General features: G+C 40.1%; 13 protein-coding genes. 6 read left to right on the top strand and 7 right to left on the bottom strand.

Features of this window, described 5'->3' with window-relative positions:
• The first annotated feature begins 493 nt into the window (after nt 1-493).
• Both CDG77_RS16105 and CDG77_RS16100 read left to right on the top strand, forming a co-directional pair.
• Nucleotides 494-1663 carry a glycosyltransferase family 4 protein gene (locus CDG77_RS16105; protein ID WP_094330361.1) on the top strand — a complete coding sequence of 390 codons (1170 nt, stop codon included), beginning with the start codon at nt 494-496 and terminating at the stop codon, nt 1661-1663.
• 75 nt (nt 1664-1738) lie between these two features.
• On the top strand, nt 1739-2878 hold the full coding sequence (locus tag CDG77_RS16100) for a glycosyltransferase family 4 protein (RefSeq protein ID WP_094330360.1): 1140 nt from the start codon (nt 1739-1741) through the stop codon (nt 2876-2878).
• Nucleotides 2879-3063: 185 nt separating this feature from the next.
• On the opposite strand, the gene CDG77_RS16095 is transcribed toward CDG77_RS16100, so the two are convergent.
• Nucleotides 3064-3333 carry a hypothetical protein gene (locus CDG77_RS16095; protein WP_094330359.1) on the bottom strand — a complete coding sequence of 90 codons (270 nt, stop codon included), beginning with the start codon at nt 3331-3333 and terminating at the stop codon, nt 3064-3066.
• A gap of 446 nt (nt 3334-3779) precedes the next feature.
• Here CDG77_RS16095 and CDG77_RS16090 point away from each other — a divergent pair, with 446 nt between their 5' ends.
• Complete coding sequence (locus CDG77_RS16090) at nt 3780-5078, top strand: cation:proton antiporter (protein WP_094330358.1); 1299 nt, start codon at nt 3780-3782, stop codon at nt 5076-5078.
• Nucleotides 5079-5269: 191 nt separating this feature from the next.
• Here CDG77_RS16090 and CDG77_RS16085 read toward each other — a convergent pair whose 3' ends face one another.
• From CDG77_RS16085 to CDG77_RS16070, 4 genes are all read right to left on the bottom strand, one after another.
• Nucleotides 5270-5659 (bottom strand): hypothetical protein, encoded by a 390-nt coding sequence (locus CDG77_RS16085; protein WP_094330357.1) that lies wholly within the window; start codon nt 5657-5659, stop codon nt 5270-5272.
• A gap of 262 nt (nt 5660-5921) precedes the next feature.
• Entirely contained in the window at nt 5922-7028 is a 1107-nt protein-coding gene (locus CDG77_RS16080) for a saccharopine dehydrogenase family protein (RefSeq protein WP_094330356.1), read from the bottom strand.
• A gap of 179 nt (nt 7029-7207) precedes the next feature.
• Nucleotides 7208-8722: a C-3',4' desaturase CrtD gene (gene crtD, locus CDG77_RS16075; protein WP_094330355.1), complete on the bottom strand. Its 1515-nt coding sequence runs from the start codon at nt 8720-8722 to the stop codon at nt 7208-7210.
• A gap of 297 nt (nt 8723-9019) precedes the next feature.
• Nucleotides 9020-10951: a pentapeptide repeat-containing protein gene (locus tag CDG77_RS16070; protein WP_094330354.1), complete on the bottom strand. Its 1932-nt coding sequence runs from the start codon at nt 10949-10951 to the stop codon at nt 9020-9022.
• A gap of 725 nt (nt 10952-11676) precedes the next feature.
• Between CDG77_RS16070 and CDG77_RS16060 the strand changes: the two genes are divergently transcribed.
• The 3 genes from CDG77_RS16060 (at nt 11677) to aspS (ending at nt 14068) form a co-directional block, all read left to right on the top strand.
• On the top strand, nt 11677-11892 hold the full coding sequence (locus tag CDG77_RS16060; RefSeq protein ID WP_094330352.1) for a type II toxin-antitoxin system HicB family antitoxin: 216 nt from the start codon (nt 11677-11679) through the stop codon (nt 11890-11892).
• Entirely contained in the window at nt 11889-12113 is a 225-nt protein-coding gene (locus tag CDG77_RS16055) for a type II toxin-antitoxin system HicA family toxin (protein ID WP_094330351.1), read from the top strand. The genes CDG77_RS16060 and CDG77_RS16055 overlap by 4 nt, the downstream gene beginning before the upstream one ends.
• A gap of 167 nt (nt 12114-12280) precedes the next feature.
• Nucleotides 12281-14068, top strand: a complete 1788-nt coding sequence (aspS, locus tag CDG77_RS16050) for an aspartate--tRNA ligase (protein ID WP_094330350.1) — start codon at nt 12281-12283, stop codon at nt 14066-14068.
• 174 nt (nt 14069-14242) lie between these two features.
• Here the strand turns inward: aspS and CDG77_RS16045 are convergent, their stop codons facing one another.
• Nucleotides 14243-15649: an aromatic ring-hydroxylating dioxygenase subunit alpha gene (locus CDG77_RS16045; RefSeq protein ID WP_223269830.1), complete on the bottom strand. Its 1407-nt coding sequence runs from the start codon at nt 15647-15649 to the stop codon at nt 14243-14245.
• 55 nt (nt 15650-15704) lie between these two features.
• Nucleotides 15705-16589 carry a pirin family protein gene (locus CDG77_RS16040; protein ID WP_094330348.1) on the bottom strand — a complete coding sequence of 295 codons (885 nt, stop codon included), beginning with the start codon at nt 16587-16589 and terminating at the stop codon, nt 15705-15707.
• Nucleotides 16590-16874: the final 285 nt, after the last annotated feature.

The following is a 16874-nucleotide window of genomic DNA, read 5'->3' as shown; positions in this document are numbered from 1 at the left end:
ATTATTTATATACAATCATTTTTTGGGAAATCAGTAAAAAATATAATTATTATAAATTAACGATAATTTTACACTATCTTTATAAAAATCCTTTGATTATTTAATTTTTCAGACAATATCTCTAAAACCTTCCTGGAGGTATTAATAGCTACTGATTAGTAACCAAAAATAGTAAATATTAATACATGATATTTCTATAATTGTTAACTTATAGTGAATTTTGGCTCTCTCTATCTAGCATTTACCTTTGTTAATTGACAAGTATCATATATATCATAATCAGTGTTGTGTAGTTAATAAAAACACAAGGTTTTATCCCTTGTTGACGTTGACATATAAATAGTTTATAAATTGGTGTTCTATATAAAAATCTTCTTGCGAATGTGGATTCAATCCGGTTCTGGAAATTCTAGTAATTAATATTTTGAATATTTTCTAGGGGCTTACATTTGTACATATCTACTGTTTTTATATATTTACAGGAGACATATTAGTGAAACATAAACCAGAAAATTTTGCCTCATCGCCTGCATCTATCCTTACTTTGGGATTAGGCTGGTTTCCCAAAAACCCCGGAGGATTAGAAAGGTATATTTATGAATTAACTCATAAATTAGCAGCCAATAAAGACCAGGTTGAATTATGCGGAGTTGGTCTACCAGAGGCTGAAATCAATTCGCCAATTATGCTGACTAACTTAGCTTCTCCCGATAGTCCTATTTGGCAAAGATTATGGTCGATCAGAAGTAATTTTCAGAAAACAAGAACAAGTAAACCAGATGCTATTAATCTGCACTTTGCATTATATAGCTTTCCTCTTTTAGATATTCTGCCAAAGGGTGTACCAGTTACTTTTAATTTTCATGGACCTTGGGCTTCTGAGAGTCAGCAAGAGGTAGTTAATAAAAATCTTAGTCTTTTGATCAAACACTGGCTAATAGAACAAAACACTTATAATCGCTGCGATCGCTTCATTGTTCTGAGCAAAGCATTTGGTAAAATTCTACATGAGAAATATCAAGTACCGTGGAGCAAAATTAATGTTATTCCTGGTGGAGTTGATATTGATTGGTTTCAACCAAATTTATCACCCCAAGAGGCTTGTAAACAACTAGGCTGGCCAAATAATCGCCGGATAATATTTACATCTCGCCGTTTAGTGCATCGAACGGGAGTTGACAAATTATTGCAAGCTTTGGCTATAATTAAGCCCAGAATACCAGATGTTTGGCTAGCGATCGCAGGTCGCGGTCACATTCAAACCGCACTCCAACAACAGGCTACAGAATTAGGACTAGATGACAACGTTAAATTTTTAGGTTTTCTCCCGGATGAGCAATTACCTATAGCTTATCAAGCTGCGGAATTGACTATAATGCCTAGTCAATCTTTTGAAGGATTTGGATTAGTAATAGTTGAATCTCTAGCCTGTGGTACTCCTATTTTATGTACCCCAGTCGGGGGAATGCCAGAAATTTTATCAGAATTTTCACCCGATTTAATTACTACTTCAATAGAAGCCTCAGCTATTGCTGAAAAATTAGAACAAGCCCTTTTGGGAAACATCCCCATACCTTCACGAGAAGCCTGTCGCCATTACGCCACCACCCACTACGACTGGAATCAAATCGCCCAACAAGTGCGAAATGTTCTATTAAATTAAACTAGAGATGGGAAAATTGCTTTGTAGAGACGCGATTTATCGCGTCTGAACCGTATTGTATTATAAGGAAGTTTTATGAGAATTTTTTTCTTAGACCAAAGTGGTAAACCAGGTGGTGCAGAATTGTGTTTAATAGATATTGCTAAACCATATTCCCATCATGCTTTAGTAGGTTTATTTGCAGATGGGCCATTTAAAGATTTACTACAGCAAAATCATATCCCAGTAGAAGTTCTTGCAACTCAAGCAATCCCAGTTCGTAAAGAAAGTAGTTTGGTGCAAGGATTAAAGAGTTTGGGACAACTTGCACCTTTGATTACTAAGGTAATTAAAAAAGCACGTGAATACGATTTAATTTATGCCAACACCCAAAAGGCATTAGTTGTTGGAGCATTAGCAAGTTTTTTTAGTCGTCGTCCTCTAGTTTATCATTTACATGATATTCTTTCCACAGAACATTTTAGCCAAACTAATCTTCGCATTGCTATTAACTTAGCTAATCGTTTTGCCTCATTAGTAATTGCTAATTCCCAAGCTAGTAAAATAGCCTTTATCCAAGCAGGAGGATGCTCAGATATAATCGAAGTTGTCTATAACGGCTTCGATCCAAAAAATTATCAAACTGATGAATCTGACATTAGTAAATTGCAGGAAAAGTTAGGATTGGAAGGTAAATTTGTCGTCGGACACTTTAGCCGTCTTGCACCTTGGAAAGGACAGCACATTTTAATTGATGCCCTTGCCAAATGTCCGCAAGAGGTGATAGCTATTTTAGTGGGTGATGCCCTGTTTGGCGAACAAGATTACGTCCAGAAGTTACACCAACAAGTTGCCGAACTGGGACTAGAAAACCGCGTTAAATTTTTAGGATTTCGTTCCGATATTCCCCAGTTAATGGCAGCTTGTAACTTGGTGGCACATACCTCTACTTCCCCCGAACCCTTTGGTAGAGTGATTGTAGAGGCAATGCTATGTGGAAAACCTGTAGTTGCAGCAAAAGCTGGGGGTGTAATGGAATTGGTGGAACAAGGGCTTAATGGTTTTTTGGTGACACCAGGAGAACCCCAGGAACTTGCACAAGTAATTATCACCTGTCTTCAGGAGACGGAAATAACTGCAACTATAGCTAATAATGCCAAGACTACTGCTAGTCGGCGTTTTGATGTTGCAACTATTAATCAGCAAATTGCCCAACTGTTGTCCCACAGATTTTAGTACACTGTGGCAGAAGTAGGGGATTTTGGCCAAGATCCCCTACAAATAATTTGGGATAATTTGTTTTTTGGAAGCCCCTTATCTTACATTATCTGGTTAAATAATATGAGTTATTGAGCGATCGCTAATCTTGCTCTCAACTTAGCTACACTAAATTAGCTACGCAGATATTCTAAGCGATCGCATTAAGCCGCTTCCCGCAATTGTGGTTGTGACGACACACTCACCTCTGGAAACGAAAGCGAAAGCTGTTCTGCTTGAGGGACTGCGGCTTGCTGCAAAACTTGAACTTCGATATTCACGCTCACCAAATAACTGCCCGTATCAGCACCAACCGCTTCAGCAATTAATTTTGCAATGTCTGGGCGTTTGGCAGTTAACGGATCGCGTAAAATACACCGATCCCATTCATGTTTGGCAGTCGGATTGAGGTTGAGAATGTAATGCTTCATCATCGAACTAACCCTTGAATCCATCTTCTGGAAGGTTTTCACACAGCCGTTAGGTATTTCATTAGGCTTTGTGGACGCTATATCTATTATAGTATATTTGTACTAAAATTTGGCAATATCTGAGTGAGAAAGTAGAGTAGATAGACTATTCATCGCAGCGCACAGGTGTACTTTAGCCATATTTCTGTGCTACATCCCATTATTTTAGGGGCAAATGCGAAGAATCGAAGTGCGATACCGACGGCGGGCAAAGCCACGCGCAGCCTCTCTTAGAGAGCATCATTTTGAATTTTGAATTTTGAATTTTGAATTGTTAACTATTCCCTTTTTCTGCAATTTGGTGGCGCGTTTGAATCCCTAATCCCAGAAATCTGCCCATAGGTAATTCTAATAAAAAAATATTGCAATTAAGCTTACAAAGTAACGCATAATTTTATACAAACGGCTATATGGTAAATCTCTATATAATTGACCTATTTGTGATTGGTCTACTTCTGCTGATGGTAACATTAGGGTCAGGCTGGATTGCTCGCCTACCTCTTTCCTTTGCCATTATCTACCTAATAGTTGGTATTTTTCTAGGCCCTTATGGCTTAGGGCTGATTCAATTACGTCGAGATGAAGTTTTCAACGCTGAACTGCTAGAAAAAATAACAGAACTTGTAGTAATTATTTCTGTCTTTAGCTGCGGCTTAAGAATTGTTCGTCCTCTAAAGTTGGGCATTTGGGATATTACAGTGCGATTGATTGTATTTCTGATGCCAATTTCAATTTTTGCCCTGGCTGTTGTGGGTAAATTCTTTTTAGGAATGAATTGGGGAGAAGCAATTTTATTAGGAGCAATTCTTGCACCTACAGATCCAGTATTAGCATCAGAAGTACAACTGACCGATACAAACGACCAAGATGAGTTGAGATTTGGTTTAACTTCTGAAGGTGGGTTAAATGATGCTTTAGCTTTTCCCTTCGTTTATTTTGGTCTTCATGCGTTAAAAGATGATAATTGGGGGAACTGGTTTAAACAATGGATTGCGGTTGATTTAATTTGGGCGATCGCAGTTGGCATTATTATGGGAATTGTTGTTGCCAAATCTATAGTTTGGATTGAGAAGAAAGTTCAAAAACGCCGTGCTGCTGATAAGTTAATGGAAGATTTTATTGCTATCAGCACAATTCTAATAACTTATTCTTTAACAGAAATGGTTAATGGCTATGGATTTTTGGCAGTATTTGTTGCTGGATTAGTTGTCCAACGAAGTTACAGCAATCCTGAAAAACCACTAGCACAATTAGAATTTGTTGAACAAGTTGAAAAACTGCTGGAAGTTGGAACAATTTTAGTATTGGGTTCAATATTGTTATTGCAACCAATGCTCAATTATGCTATGCAATCTTTGTTGGTAGTAATTTTGTTATTATTCCTAATCCGACCTGTAGGAGTTTGGATTAGCACAATAGGTAAGCGCCCTCTAGACTCACACCGCCGAACCTTTCATCCAGGAACTCGTTGGTTATTTGGATGGTTTGGTATTCGCGGTGTCGGCTCATTATATTATCTCGCCTATGCTTTTGGTAATGGCTTAAAAGGTGAAGCTGCCGAAAAAATTGCTTGGATAACTTACACCACTATCGTAGCTTCTGTGATTATACATGGCACCAGTGCAACTCCATTAATGAAGTGGTATGAGCGCAACTTTGCTAATCAGAAAAAATCTACTCCTCGCAACACAATTGATGAATTTGAATAAAATTAATTTTTGTAGAGTGTGTTATGCCGAAGGCTAACGCACCTTAAATTGTTGATGGTGCGTTACGCTAAAGCGATAACGCACTCTACAATTTAATTTTCTAAACCCGTGTACTCCAAACCAGAGAAAGGCTTTGAATCTTACTCCCCAACGCAACCCTAGTTAAGGAAGTACTTGGTCGTTAGGATTCTCTATTTACCTGTTACCTTTTCAATAACTTCTTTTGCTTTCTCACCAAAACTTTCTGGAGGATTTTGTTCTTTCTCAGCCTTCAAATTCCTTTCGTAAGTCTTCTCTATAGTATTAAGATTTTTTGAATCTTTTATTGCTTGCTCATAAGCTTCTTGTCTTTCTTCTTCTTGAACGGCAACACCTGGGTCAAATTCGTTAGCGCGATTAATTTTTTCTTCAGAATTTGGTTTATACTCTGGGGGGATTAGCTTTAATTCTTCAAGAGTAGTTGCATAACTAGCTTGCTGAACGAAAATAAATGAACCTGACAAGCTGATGGAAACCATCAAGCAAACAACTAAAAAGCTTGAACGTAACGCTTGTTTTAAAGTTAATAGAATTTTTTGCATGGAAAAACCCTCCTAGTTTTCTCTTATAAGCCTTGGTCATGTATAAATACATTCAAAATTTAAGGCTCACAGGCATCCTAAGTGTTTAGGTACAGTTCTTCCTTCTACCGCAAGGTATATTAATTTTTACCTATAGTTCAGTTAATTCCATCTTAACCTTTTAGGCTCTAGTCTAATAGTCAAATTATTGTGCTTACCCATAGACAAAGCTGCTCATCTTGCCCACCCCACAAGATTGGGTAATTTATTTGTTAGAAATCTCTTATAACCAACTATGAGTAATGTTAATTCTTCGGCTTTGGATAACTTCTTCAAATAAATTTGTTGGGAGTGCTTCTTCCACAGGAAAAACACCTGGTTTATTGAGCTTACCTTCTAGTAATAATTGGGCAATACTACCTGTGCCACAACCGGAAGCGATCGCTGTATTTTCATGCACTACAGTTGAACAATAAACGGCAGTTTCATCATTTTTTTGTCCTGTAACTTCTGAACGAACTGCTACCCCAATTCCACTAAAGTTATTAGTGACATCTGTCATTGAATGGCTAACATGAGATAGAAATTCAATCATGTAACGACGCTGCATTAACCATTTAGGAAAAACGTGTGCTGCAATCCAAGTTAGGTGATTGTAAAAATCTGGAATAGAGCCAAACTTAGTAATTACAGTTTTTACTGATGGGAAAGCTTTGGGGAGTGTAAAGGTTTCTGGCATATCAAACCAGTAAACTCCACTGCGTTGATATGGAGGTGGAAACTCAACTATTTCTCTTTCACTATAAGGCTTAATTATTTCCCATTTTCCATCTATCCAAGCTTCAAAAGGATACTGCAACCCCAGAAAAGTTGTCCGCATCACTGTAATGCCAGCACCACCAGAACCAGAAACCAAATAACTTAAATGGATCTTTTCTGCTTTATCAAATTGTTCAACACCTTGACGTACCATGCTATTAGAAATACCAGGAAAAATCCCAGTATTAATAATTGCTGTCACACCAGCAGCAGCAGCTTGTTCGTGATAATTGAGAGCTTTACTAGTATAAGAACGATGGTCGCTGACATCTACATAATTAACGCCTTGAGAAATACAGGTTTCGAGAACATTAGTATCTCGATAGTGAAATGGCCCAGCACAATGGATGACTAAGTTAGAGTTTGCGATCGCATCTCGCAATTTGTCAACTTCTGCCAAGTCCAATACCAAAAACTGCACTTGTCCGCCTGAAGACAAGCTGACAGCCTTGCCAAATTCCGCAGAACGTCCAGTAATCGTAATTTGAGCTTGCGTATGGGTAGCTAGATCCTGAGCAACACTGCTACCAATCCGCCCTCGTCCACCAAGAATTAAAACGTTATCTGTCATTACTCCAGATTGGCAACACTAACCTTATTTCATCAGTTTTGTGTCCTGTTTGCCATCGGTTACAAGTATGACTTATACATTTCCCAAAATTTCTGCAAGTTCGTAGTAAGGACTTTAGTCCTTATTTTCTCAGCACTAAAGTGCTTACTACAAACCGTCAAAAGTAACTTGACAAAGTACTACATTTGCGAGTCAATTTGCCTGACTACCGTTAGCGCCGAATAACTCACTCCAGCCGTACCTTCGCCGGGATGGGTGGAATCACCAACCAACCACAAATGCTGAATTGGTGTCCGATTGGCGAACCCAAAGGGGCCAAAGGTGGGAATTCGTTGACCAATACCGCCAACTATACCGCGATCGCGGGCTGTGAAATGAGCAAAGGTGCGCGGTGTTGCGGCTTCTTGATAAATAATCGTTTCTGGTTTGAGATAGAAATATTGGGCAAGACGAGCGATCGCTTCTTGGGTAAACTTTTCTTTTAGTCCTTCATAATCTTCAGTTTCCCACCACTGTGCAGGATCGACAAATGAAGAAGCAATAATTGTCGCTTTCCCCTCCGGTGCGCGTCCATCTCCAGGATGACTAACGGAAACAAATAGAGAATTATTTTCGCCAATTGGGGCATCAGCATCATACAGAAATTGCAGGTGGGGAGGACATTCAGCCGGAATCGCGCTAGCATCTACACCTAAATACACCACAAACGCACCCGATGCTTGGGGTAGTTTTTCCACCCGGTTTTTATATCCAGATGGCGCTTGTTCTCCCAATAACTGCACCAAGTTTTGCACGGTGACGTTGCTAACTATATGGTTGGCAACTTCTGTCCAGACTTCGCCTGTTTTCTGATTTTTAATTACAACAGCAGTAGCTTTACCGTTTTCTACTTTGATTTGTTCTACAGTGTGGCGCATCAATAATTTGCCGCCATCTCTTTCTAAAGATTGTACCAAGCGATCGCTTAATACTTGCATACTTCCCTGGAGGTGAAACAATCCTTGGGGAAGTTGGGATACACTCAACGCTGTGGCGGCATAAAGTAATGCTGTGTTCTCTGCATCCACCTGGGAGTATAGCTTTAGTTGCAAATCTAAAAAAGTTCTCAATCGCTGGTCATTTCCCAGTCCACATAACCGTAAAGCATCTCCCACCGTAAACAAAGTGAAGGGTACGGTAATGAATGTACTGGGACGCAACGCTTGCGCTAGTTGCCACAAATCCCATAAATTACGCGGTGGTAGCACCGGATCGCGTCCTTGAAATTCCCAACTCGCATTAAATAAAGTTGCCATCAATTGCCAAAACGGTTCGCTACCAGGAAACTGTTTTTGTCGTTCCTCTTGCCATTTCTCTTGGTCGCGCCAAACGTTAATCGGAGTGGTTTCTCCAGGTAAATATACTGCACAAGCAGGATCGCAAGGCGTTGCTTGTGGTAAATCTATTTCTAATTCTGAGAAAATGCGGTGGTGAATTCCCCCTGGTTCTAACCCCGCCACTTGAGTTGCTCCCACTTCAAAGGTAAATCCCTGGCGTTTAAACGTCGAAGCACAACCTCCCGGTACGAGAGCTTGATCTAAAATTAAGACGCTGTAACCTCTATGAGCTAATAATGCTCCGGCAGTCAGTCCACCTATGCCGGCACCGATAACGACAACACGAGAGTTACTTTTGTCAAGATAAATGCTGGACATTGATTAGTTTGTTTAAGATTCTTAATATTTTTATTTATAATTTTACCTTACTCTTAAAGCGTAGGCGTAGCCCGCCGCAGGCATCGCAGATAAAAGGGCGGTTAAAAACCGTGTCTACACAAGCTAAACCTACCTGCGCCGGCCGTGTACACACAAGTCATCGAATTACCTAAAACAAAAGAAAAACCTCACCCTGTCAAGAAAGGACATCCCTCTCCTTAGTAAGGAGAGGGACAGGTTTTGCGTAGCATAACCAGGGTGAGGTATCTCAGGGGTTACGCGATAAATCTTGACACGCTACCCTAAACCCAAAAAAGTTGAAATCAACGGCAACAGATTGCTGCATTGTTCAACCAACTTTGTAGCACTGGGTAAACTAGAAATTGTCCCTTTTAAAATCTTTATTGCCGTTTTCGCCGCCTTTTGTATCGCCCCCTCTTGAGGACTTTTCCCCGCTTCTGCTAAAGCTTTCACTTGTTCTAATGCCTCAGCTTTATCTTCTTTAGATAAATTTGTATCAGCCTCAATTGCTGCTTGTAATTGCGTCAACAATTCCTTAATTCCCGGTTTATCAGGTTCGGGAGATGCTGGTAACTCGTTGATGGTATTTGTTACTGTACCGCTAATATCACCTAAATTTAAAGCTTGTCCACTGGCATTAAAATCTCTGCCAACACTGCCAATTTCAATTTTGCGGCTGGCATCATTGCTGTTAGTCATATTTTTATTCTCAACTTTATTGTCAACTTGAACATTAATTGGTTTACTTGCTAATAATTTTACAATCTCTGTCATCTCTCCACTTTGTTGGCGATAAACGACTATTTGCTCATCTTTAGCTTGTAATTGTGCTTTATATTTTTCTTCTACAGCTTGCAATGCTAGCTGATAATTTTGCGTAAAGTCGCTATGTATCTTTTCTTTATCAGCATCATCTGGCACACCAACTTTAACGACTACTACGCCATCACCTTTATTTTCAATACTCTGTAGGGCTAACTCTGTGTCTTCATTTTGATTTTTTACTGTTTGGAAGGCGTTAACAAAAGCTTTCCAGTCTATGCCATTGCGGAAAATAAAATCAACAGTATTTAAAACCTCTTCAAATAGCTTGGTAAATTCTCCTGGTTGAAATTCGCCACTACTGGGACGGCGTTCGCGGTCATCGGTTCCTAGCCTGGGATATTCTAGAAGATAGATAAAGCGACAATCTACGTTGTGTAACTTGGTTGTATTGTCAATATTCCATGCTTCTATACAAACACCAGTCATTTGAGTCTTGGTAAAATTAGTATATATAGCTTGAGTAATACTTAAGTTTGCCCATTCTAAACAAGCTCCCTCAAAAGTGGCTGCAATAATATCAGCACCTTTAAGATTAGCCTTATTCAGGTCTGCATCTTTCAGATTTGCACCTCTTAGGTTAGCACCATCATAAGATTTTCCCCTACCATTGCAGGTAACAAGCAAGTTGAGAACAGCGCGGTTAGCTAGTATAGTGTCGTCTACTCTGGCAAAGTCTAGGTTTTTGGCTTCATAAAAACGAGTAAGTGTTAGCTTTGCTTTTCTAAAGTCTGTGTTTTCAAGAATTGCACCAGTAAAATTAGCATTAATCAAGTTAGCACCATAAAAACTTGTGCCACCTGTAGCAGCAAAGGTATTAACAACTGAATCAAACCAAGCATCTCTACTTTGAATCCTCCATCCAATCAAAATACTAAATAATATAGACGCAACGCTCATAGCTAAACCAAAGACAATGGCTAAACCTTTGGGTAATGTTCTAATTACAGGAAAGGCTTTGGGAAAGACAACAACTAAAATAACGACTACGGGTGAGACAAAGACAAGAATGACGGCTATAAATCCTAAACCTGTTATTAAATTTTTGCGAAAAGTGACAATATAAAAAACTGCTACAACAATATTGCAGACTAAACCAATGAATGCGTTTCCAGCGTATTTAGTGTCAAAAATAGATGCTGCTGATAAACCAAAACTGATTGAATAAATCACTCCTTGTGTTAACAGCACTAATGCGACTATGAGCAACACAATTAGCCAATGAAGTTGTAGCCCAGCTTTAGCGCCCGTGAAGTCAGCATCTTTGAGAATAGCATTCGTAAAATTTGCCCCTCTAATATCCTTACCCCTAAAGTTAGCTCCAGTCAGGTTTTGACCTTTAAAAGAGCGACCTTGCAGATTTTGACTGGAGTAGTCTGGCGGCATAATCACTAATTCGTAATTCGTAATTCGTAATTCGTAGTTAAGAAAGTTAGGTTAAATCTGGGTTTGCGGGTTTGAATCTGGTGACGGATTTTAGATAATTGGTGTTACTGAGATTTTATACAACTTTGCTGTGTAATATTCCCGATTTGGTGAAATTTTCATCAAAATTACTCATAAGGAGTCCACATACTTAAAACTAGGACTTACGCACTGTACAAATTAATCATGGTATGCATTTACCTGTTAGAGGTCTTTTCAGACTTTGATTAATCATTCTTTGATACCTGCACATGTAGGGGTTTAGCAATGCTAAACCCCTACGACAAATCTGGTTTTTTCTGTGATACATATTTGGTATTTCCTGTCAATGCGTAAGTCCTAAAAACTTTCATATTGCATTCCAGGAACTTGCAGTATGTGCAACGTTATTGCAACTATAGCGGTCTATCTCATAACGGAAGCAACTTCAGAACTTATGGGAGCAGCTTCAGAACTTATGGGAGCGACTTCACAACTTATGGGAGCAGCTTCACAACTTATGGGAGCAACTTCAGAACTTACGGGAGCGGTCTACCTTACAATATTACTCACTAAGATTTTCACTTTTGTGTTACTTCCTGCCCATATCAGCTAAAGTGACTTGATTAGCATAAATTTTTCTTTTAGCGATCGCAGCTACTCAACTACTTTAAAATTAAATTACCCCACCAAACAAGAACCTCCAGATGACCAGAGAATTTAATGTCATTATAGAACGCGACTCTGAGGGTTATTTTGTTGCCTCCGTGCCTAGTCTAGCTGGATGTCACACTCAAGCCAAATCTCTAGACGAACTGATAGAGCGGATTAAAGAAGCTATTGAACTTTGTTTAGAGGTTGAACAAGAAAACACCGAAGCATTAGAGTTTATCGGTGTGCAAAGGGTTTCTGTTCAATTATGAGTAAACTACCGAGTTTGACTGGGCGAGAAGTAATAACAGCGTTAAAAAAAGCAGGTTTTGAGGTAGCAAGAATCCGAGGGAGTCACCATTTTTTGATACACAGTGATGGTCGTCGAAGCGTTGTTCCAGCGCATTCTGGTGAAACAATTGGTTCTGGTTTGTTAGCGCAGATACTCCGTGACTGTGAGATCGCCCGTGATGAATTCCGGGAACTCTTGTAAAAATAGGTAAAACTTACCCTTCCTGTCTCATAGACTCCTCTATATATAGTGTGAGATTATTCAATTTTTTCTTTAACCAGAACTACTACAATTACTATTGATGCTAGATAATGGGAAGGCTTTGACATTTTCTTCCCAATCTAGCCCGGAAACAATAACTAAGACTTATGCGAACTCATTATTGCGGCGAACTCCGAAAAGAACATATTGGAGAAACTGTTACCTTTTACGGATGGGTAGACCGTCGCCGCGATCACGGTGGTGTGATATTTTTAGATTTACGCGATCGCTCTGGAATTGTCCAAATCGTCAGCGATCCGCAACGCACCCCAGATTCTTACGAACAGGCGAACGCCCTGCGAAATGAATATGTTGTCGAAATCACAGGTAGGGTAACGCACCGTCCCGAAGAATCCCTCAATCCCCGCATCCCCACAGGCGAGGTAGAAATCTACGCCGATAAAATTCAACTCCTTAATGCTGTCCGCAAACAGTTACCTTTCCAAGTTTCCGTAGCTGATACTGAGACAGTGCGCGAAGATTTGCGGCTGAAATATCGTTATTTGGATTTGCGACGCGATCGCATGGCGCAAAATTTGCAACTGCGTCATCAAATTGTTAAAGCCATGCGGCGTTATCTGGAAGATTTGGAAGGTTTTATTGAAGTCGAAACCCCAATACTTACCCGTTCTACCCCAGAAGGGGCGCGGGATTATGTTCTCCCCAGTCGCGTCAATCCTGGTGAGTGGTATGCTTTGCCGCAATCACCCCAGCTATTTAAACAATTGCTGATGGTATCCGGTTTAGATAGATATTATCAGATTGCTCGTTGCTTTCGGGATGAAGATTTACGCGCCGACAGACAACCAGAATTTACTCAGTTGGACATGGAAATGAGCTTCATGTCCCAAGAAGAAATTATCGAACTGAATGAAAACTTAGTTTGCCATATCTTCAAAACCGTTAAAGGAATTGAGTTACAGCGCCCTTTCCCCCGCCTCACTTACGCTGAGGGGATGGAACGCTACGGGAGTGATAAACCAGATACCCGCTATGATTTAGAATTAGTTGATGTCTCAGATATTGTCAAAGATTCTAGTTTCAAAGTTTTTCGGGACACTGTTACTAATGGTGGTATCGTCAAAATTCTACCGATTCCTAATGGTAACGATGTAATTTCTAACGTCCGCATTAAACCAGGTGGCGACTTATTTAAAGAAGCCAGCGAAGCCGGTGCTAGAGGTTTAGCTTATATCCGTGTTAGGGATGATGGCGAAATTGATACTATTGGGGCGATTAAAGACAACCTCAGCATTGAACAAAAACAAGAAATTTTGCGGCGTACAGGTGCAAAAGCTGGACATTTGTTGTTGTTTGGGGCAGGGGAAGCTGCTACAGTTAATAAAACATTAGATAGATTACGGCAAGCGATCGCTAAAGAGTTTGATTTAATCGATCCAGAAAAAATCAACTTGCTGTGGATTACAGATTTCCCCATGTTCGAGTGGAATGCTGACGAAAAACGTTTAGAAGCACTCCACCACCCATTTACAGCACCCCATCCTGATGATTTGAGCGACTTAAAGACAGCACGCGCCCAAGCTTACGACTTGATACTCAACGGTGTAGAAGTTGGCGGCGGAAGTCTGCGGATTTATCAGCGAGAAATTCAACAGCAGGTGTTTGAAGCGATTGGTTTATCTCCTGAAGAAGCACAAAGTAAATTTGGCTTTCTCTTAGAAGCATTTGAATATGGTACACCGCCGCATGGTGGCATCGCCTACGGTTTAGATCGTTTGGTAATGTTGCTAGCTGGAGAAGAATCCATTCGAGATGTCATTGCTTTTCCGAAGACACAACAAGCGCGTTGTTTGTTAACAGATGCACCTTCGAGTGTAGATGCAAAACAGTTGAAAGAATTGCACGTTGCTTCGACTTATAAACCAAAGCCTTAAACAAAGCGCAAGGGGAGTACAGAAAGTGAAAGTAAGCCTTTATAGGTTCGTTTCTCTCTAACTCTGAAGAACCCCACCCCGCAAGCGAGGCTAATCTTTACCCCCTTAAAAAGGGGGTCGCCGCAGGCGGGGGGATCTTATCCGAACCGTATTGATTCAAATCGGATTCCTATATTAGTTAAATATACTATGTACTGAAAAAACACCTTTTTTGGGAATGCTGCTGAGAAAGCGTTCTCGAATTGAGTCTAATTTATAGTCACAAATTAAACTTAATATACCCAGTAAAACTGGTATGATAACTATGTTTGTAGGTAGATTAATTCCGATTAGCAACAACGCTATAATTGTCAATCCGAGCGTAAAATTTTGACAAAAGTTTTTGACTTTATTTATCAAAACTAAAGATTGCCGACAACTAGGGCAATGCTTTGTATGTCTGTGCCAGATATCGTATAATTCTTCATCACTTAATTCTTGAAAAGGTGATTCTGCTACTCCCTGCCATTCAGGTTTACCACCGCCAAACTCATCTAACCATTTGCGAAAAGTAACGATGCCAACGTCAGCTATTGAAGGCATAAAATATGACTTTTGCCAAGTTTTATCGATCGCAGATTCGTTAACAGCTTGGGAGTGCATCATTGATAAATCTTGGTTACTCAACTTATAACTAGATGAATGTTTTAACCCAGTTTGTAAATATTTTGGCAGAAGCTCAAACCAGAAATTGCGTTTTTGTGGAAGGCTATCAGCAATGAACTTACCAATTTGCTTACATGAACCTGATTTTGTGGGCACAAAATATAACTGAAATAAAGCAGATTTACCGTTAGAATATTTGTAGATTGTTGTATTAGAACAAGGTGGACTGAACTTCCGAGTCGCATCCATATCTTTGTTAAAAATATTGTAACCAGAATGCTTTAAAGTAAAACCATCTTCAGCAGATATTTCTCCCAATACTTCAAAATGTTCTATAGGGATAGCTTGTTCCGGTGAAAATCCAGCAATTCCTTCATGCAAAAATTGGGCATGAGAAGGGTCAAAACTACTTTCAACAGAAACAGTGTAACCAACAGGAACTTCTGACATAAACCAATCGGTCAACGAGCTATCAAGTTGAGATTCTGGCATCAGGGCAGGTTGCTTGGAAGTGCTATCTTCAAAAGCAGTAGGACTATTATCTGCCCAGATCCATAGTAATTCTTGTAGTACTTGAGTCGGGTATGTTGTTACTTGCGATCGCTCGCTATTACAGGCAGCTTTTAAAGCCTTTTCATCACTCAGCATGGGAATATTTGTACATTTTCCTGCCCCATCAAAACACCAACCATGATGACGACACATTAGGTTTCCATTTTCATTGATACTTCCTAAAGATAACTGCGCCAATTTATGGGGACAAGTATCATCCATCACTACCCAATTTTGATGTTTGTCTCTCCAAATTACCAGCTTTTTTCCAAGCAAAGTAATGGGGGTTGGATGAGAGGGTTCCAGATAGCTGAGGGGAGTTATTGGATACCACTGTTTAGTCCAGGAGAAGTTATTTACCATCAAATTCGCTAATGTATTCAACTTTTTTAATTAGGATTGCGATCGCCTACTTCCACCCCCAACACCATGACTGATATTATAAGGGATTAGCCTCTACTACCACTTCTGGCAGTGGAATAAACTCTGTTTCATCTGCCACGCTAGCAAAGCGATAATCCCGCCAATCGGCTTTTGCTTGCTCAATCCGCTCTGGTCGGCTAGAAACAAAATTCCACCATTTGTAGCGTGTACCCAATGGTTCACCACCAATAACAATACACCGAGCAGCAGCACTAGCAGAAACCCTGACTTCATCTATTGGATCTAGGATGGCGAGGCGATATGGCTCTAGTGGTTGCTCATTAATACTCAAACCTTCTGTGACGCTGTATACTGCCCTCTCTGAATAACCTGTGGGGATAGTAAAGTGAGCATTGGCAGACAGCACTACATCTAAATAGAGAATAGGTGAGAAAACTTTGACAGGTGAGGTGTAGCCAAATGCTTGTCCTGCGATCAGTTTGATGATAACGCCATTTTCTTCCCACGTGGGAAGGGTTTGGGCAGGATAGTGAGTGAAGCTTGGATCGGTTTCTTCGTATTCTACAGGCAAAGCGACCCAGGTTTGAATGCCATGAATGGTAGATTCATTTTGACGATCGAGATCGGGCGATCGCTCTGAATGTACAATCCCTTTTCCTGCCGTCATCCAGTTTACAGCACCCAGTTGAATTTCCTGCACAGTGCCTAAACTATCGCGGTGCATCAAAGCACCATCAAATAAGTAAGTTACGGTGGCGAGATTGATATGAGGATGTGGTCGAACATCGATGCCTTTGTTGGGTGGTAAAACCGATGGGCCAAGATGATCGAAGAAAATAAACGGCCCAACCATTTGACGATTAAGATATGGCAAACTGCGACGGGCAACAAACCCACCCAAATCTTTAACTTCAGGTTCAATCAGTTGAAGTATTGCCATAATTGATGGAGGGTAATTGGTAAATGCTGGAATTATTATAAGTAGATCCACCAGAAAAAAGCTAACCTTTGTGAGTTATCTGTTTGTGCGATCGCTCATCCGAATTTACCAATTCTTTGCAGACATTAGACTTCTTATACCAATTTAATGTGAAGTTGCAAATATCTCGATCCCCCTAAATCCCCCGATAAATTGGGGGATTTAGGGGGATTTTTGCCCCCCAATTTATCGGGGGGTTGGGGGGATCAAAAGCTTGTGAGGCCACTCTCAAAGACTTGTGTGTAC

Origin of the sequence: Nostoc sp. 'Peltigera membranacea cyanobiont' 213 (assembly GCF_002245975.1) — a bacterium.
GTDB lineage: Bacteria > Cyanobacteriota > Cyanobacteriia > Cyanobacteriales > Nostocaceae > Nostoc.
This window is presented reverse-complemented; position numbering and strand designations above follow the sequence as displayed.

Excerpts from the sequence above, each read along its gene's own strand:
- CDG77_RS16100 (WP_094330360.1), top strand. The coding sequence starts at position 1,739 with ATGAGAATTTTTTTCTTAGACCAAAGTGGTAAACCAGGTGGTGCAGAA.
- CDG77_RS16095 (WP_094330359.1), bottom strand. The coding sequence starts at position 3,333 with ATGATGAAGCATTACATTCTCAACCTCAATCCGACTGCCAAACATGAA.
- CDG77_RS16090 (WP_094330358.1), top strand. The coding sequence starts at position 3,780 with ATGGTAAATCTCTATATAATTGACCTATTTGTGATTGGTCTACTTCTG.
- CDG77_RS16085 (WP_094330357.1), bottom strand. The coding sequence starts at position 5,659 with ATGCAAAAAATTCTATTAACTTTAAAACAAGCGTTACGTTCAAGCTTT.
- CDG77_RS16080 (WP_094330356.1), bottom strand. The coding sequence starts at position 7,028 with ATGACAGATAACGTTTTAATTCTTGGTGGACGAGGGCGGATTGGTAGC.
- crtD (WP_094330355.1), bottom strand. The coding sequence starts at position 8,722 with ATGTCCAGCATTTATCTTGACAAAAGTAACTCTCGTGTTGTCGTTATC.
- CDG77_RS16070 (WP_094330354.1), bottom strand. The coding sequence starts at position 10,951 with ATGCCGCCAGACTACTCCAGTCAAAATCTGCAAGGTCGCTCTTTTAAA.
- CDG77_RS16060 (WP_094330352.1), top strand. The coding sequence starts at position 11,677 with ATGACCAGAGAATTTAATGTCATTATAGAACGCGACTCTGAGGGTTAT.
- CDG77_RS16055 (WP_094330351.1), top strand. The coding sequence starts at position 11,889 with ATGAGTAAACTACCGAGTTTGACTGGGCGAGAAGTAATAACAGCGTTA.
- aspS (WP_094330350.1), top strand. The coding sequence starts at position 12,281 with ATGCGAACTCATTATTGCGGCGAACTCCGAAAAGAACATATTGGAGAA.
- CDG77_RS16040 (WP_094330348.1), bottom strand. The coding sequence starts at position 16,589 with ATGGCAATACTTCAACTGATTGAACCTGAAGTTAAAGATTTGGGTGGG.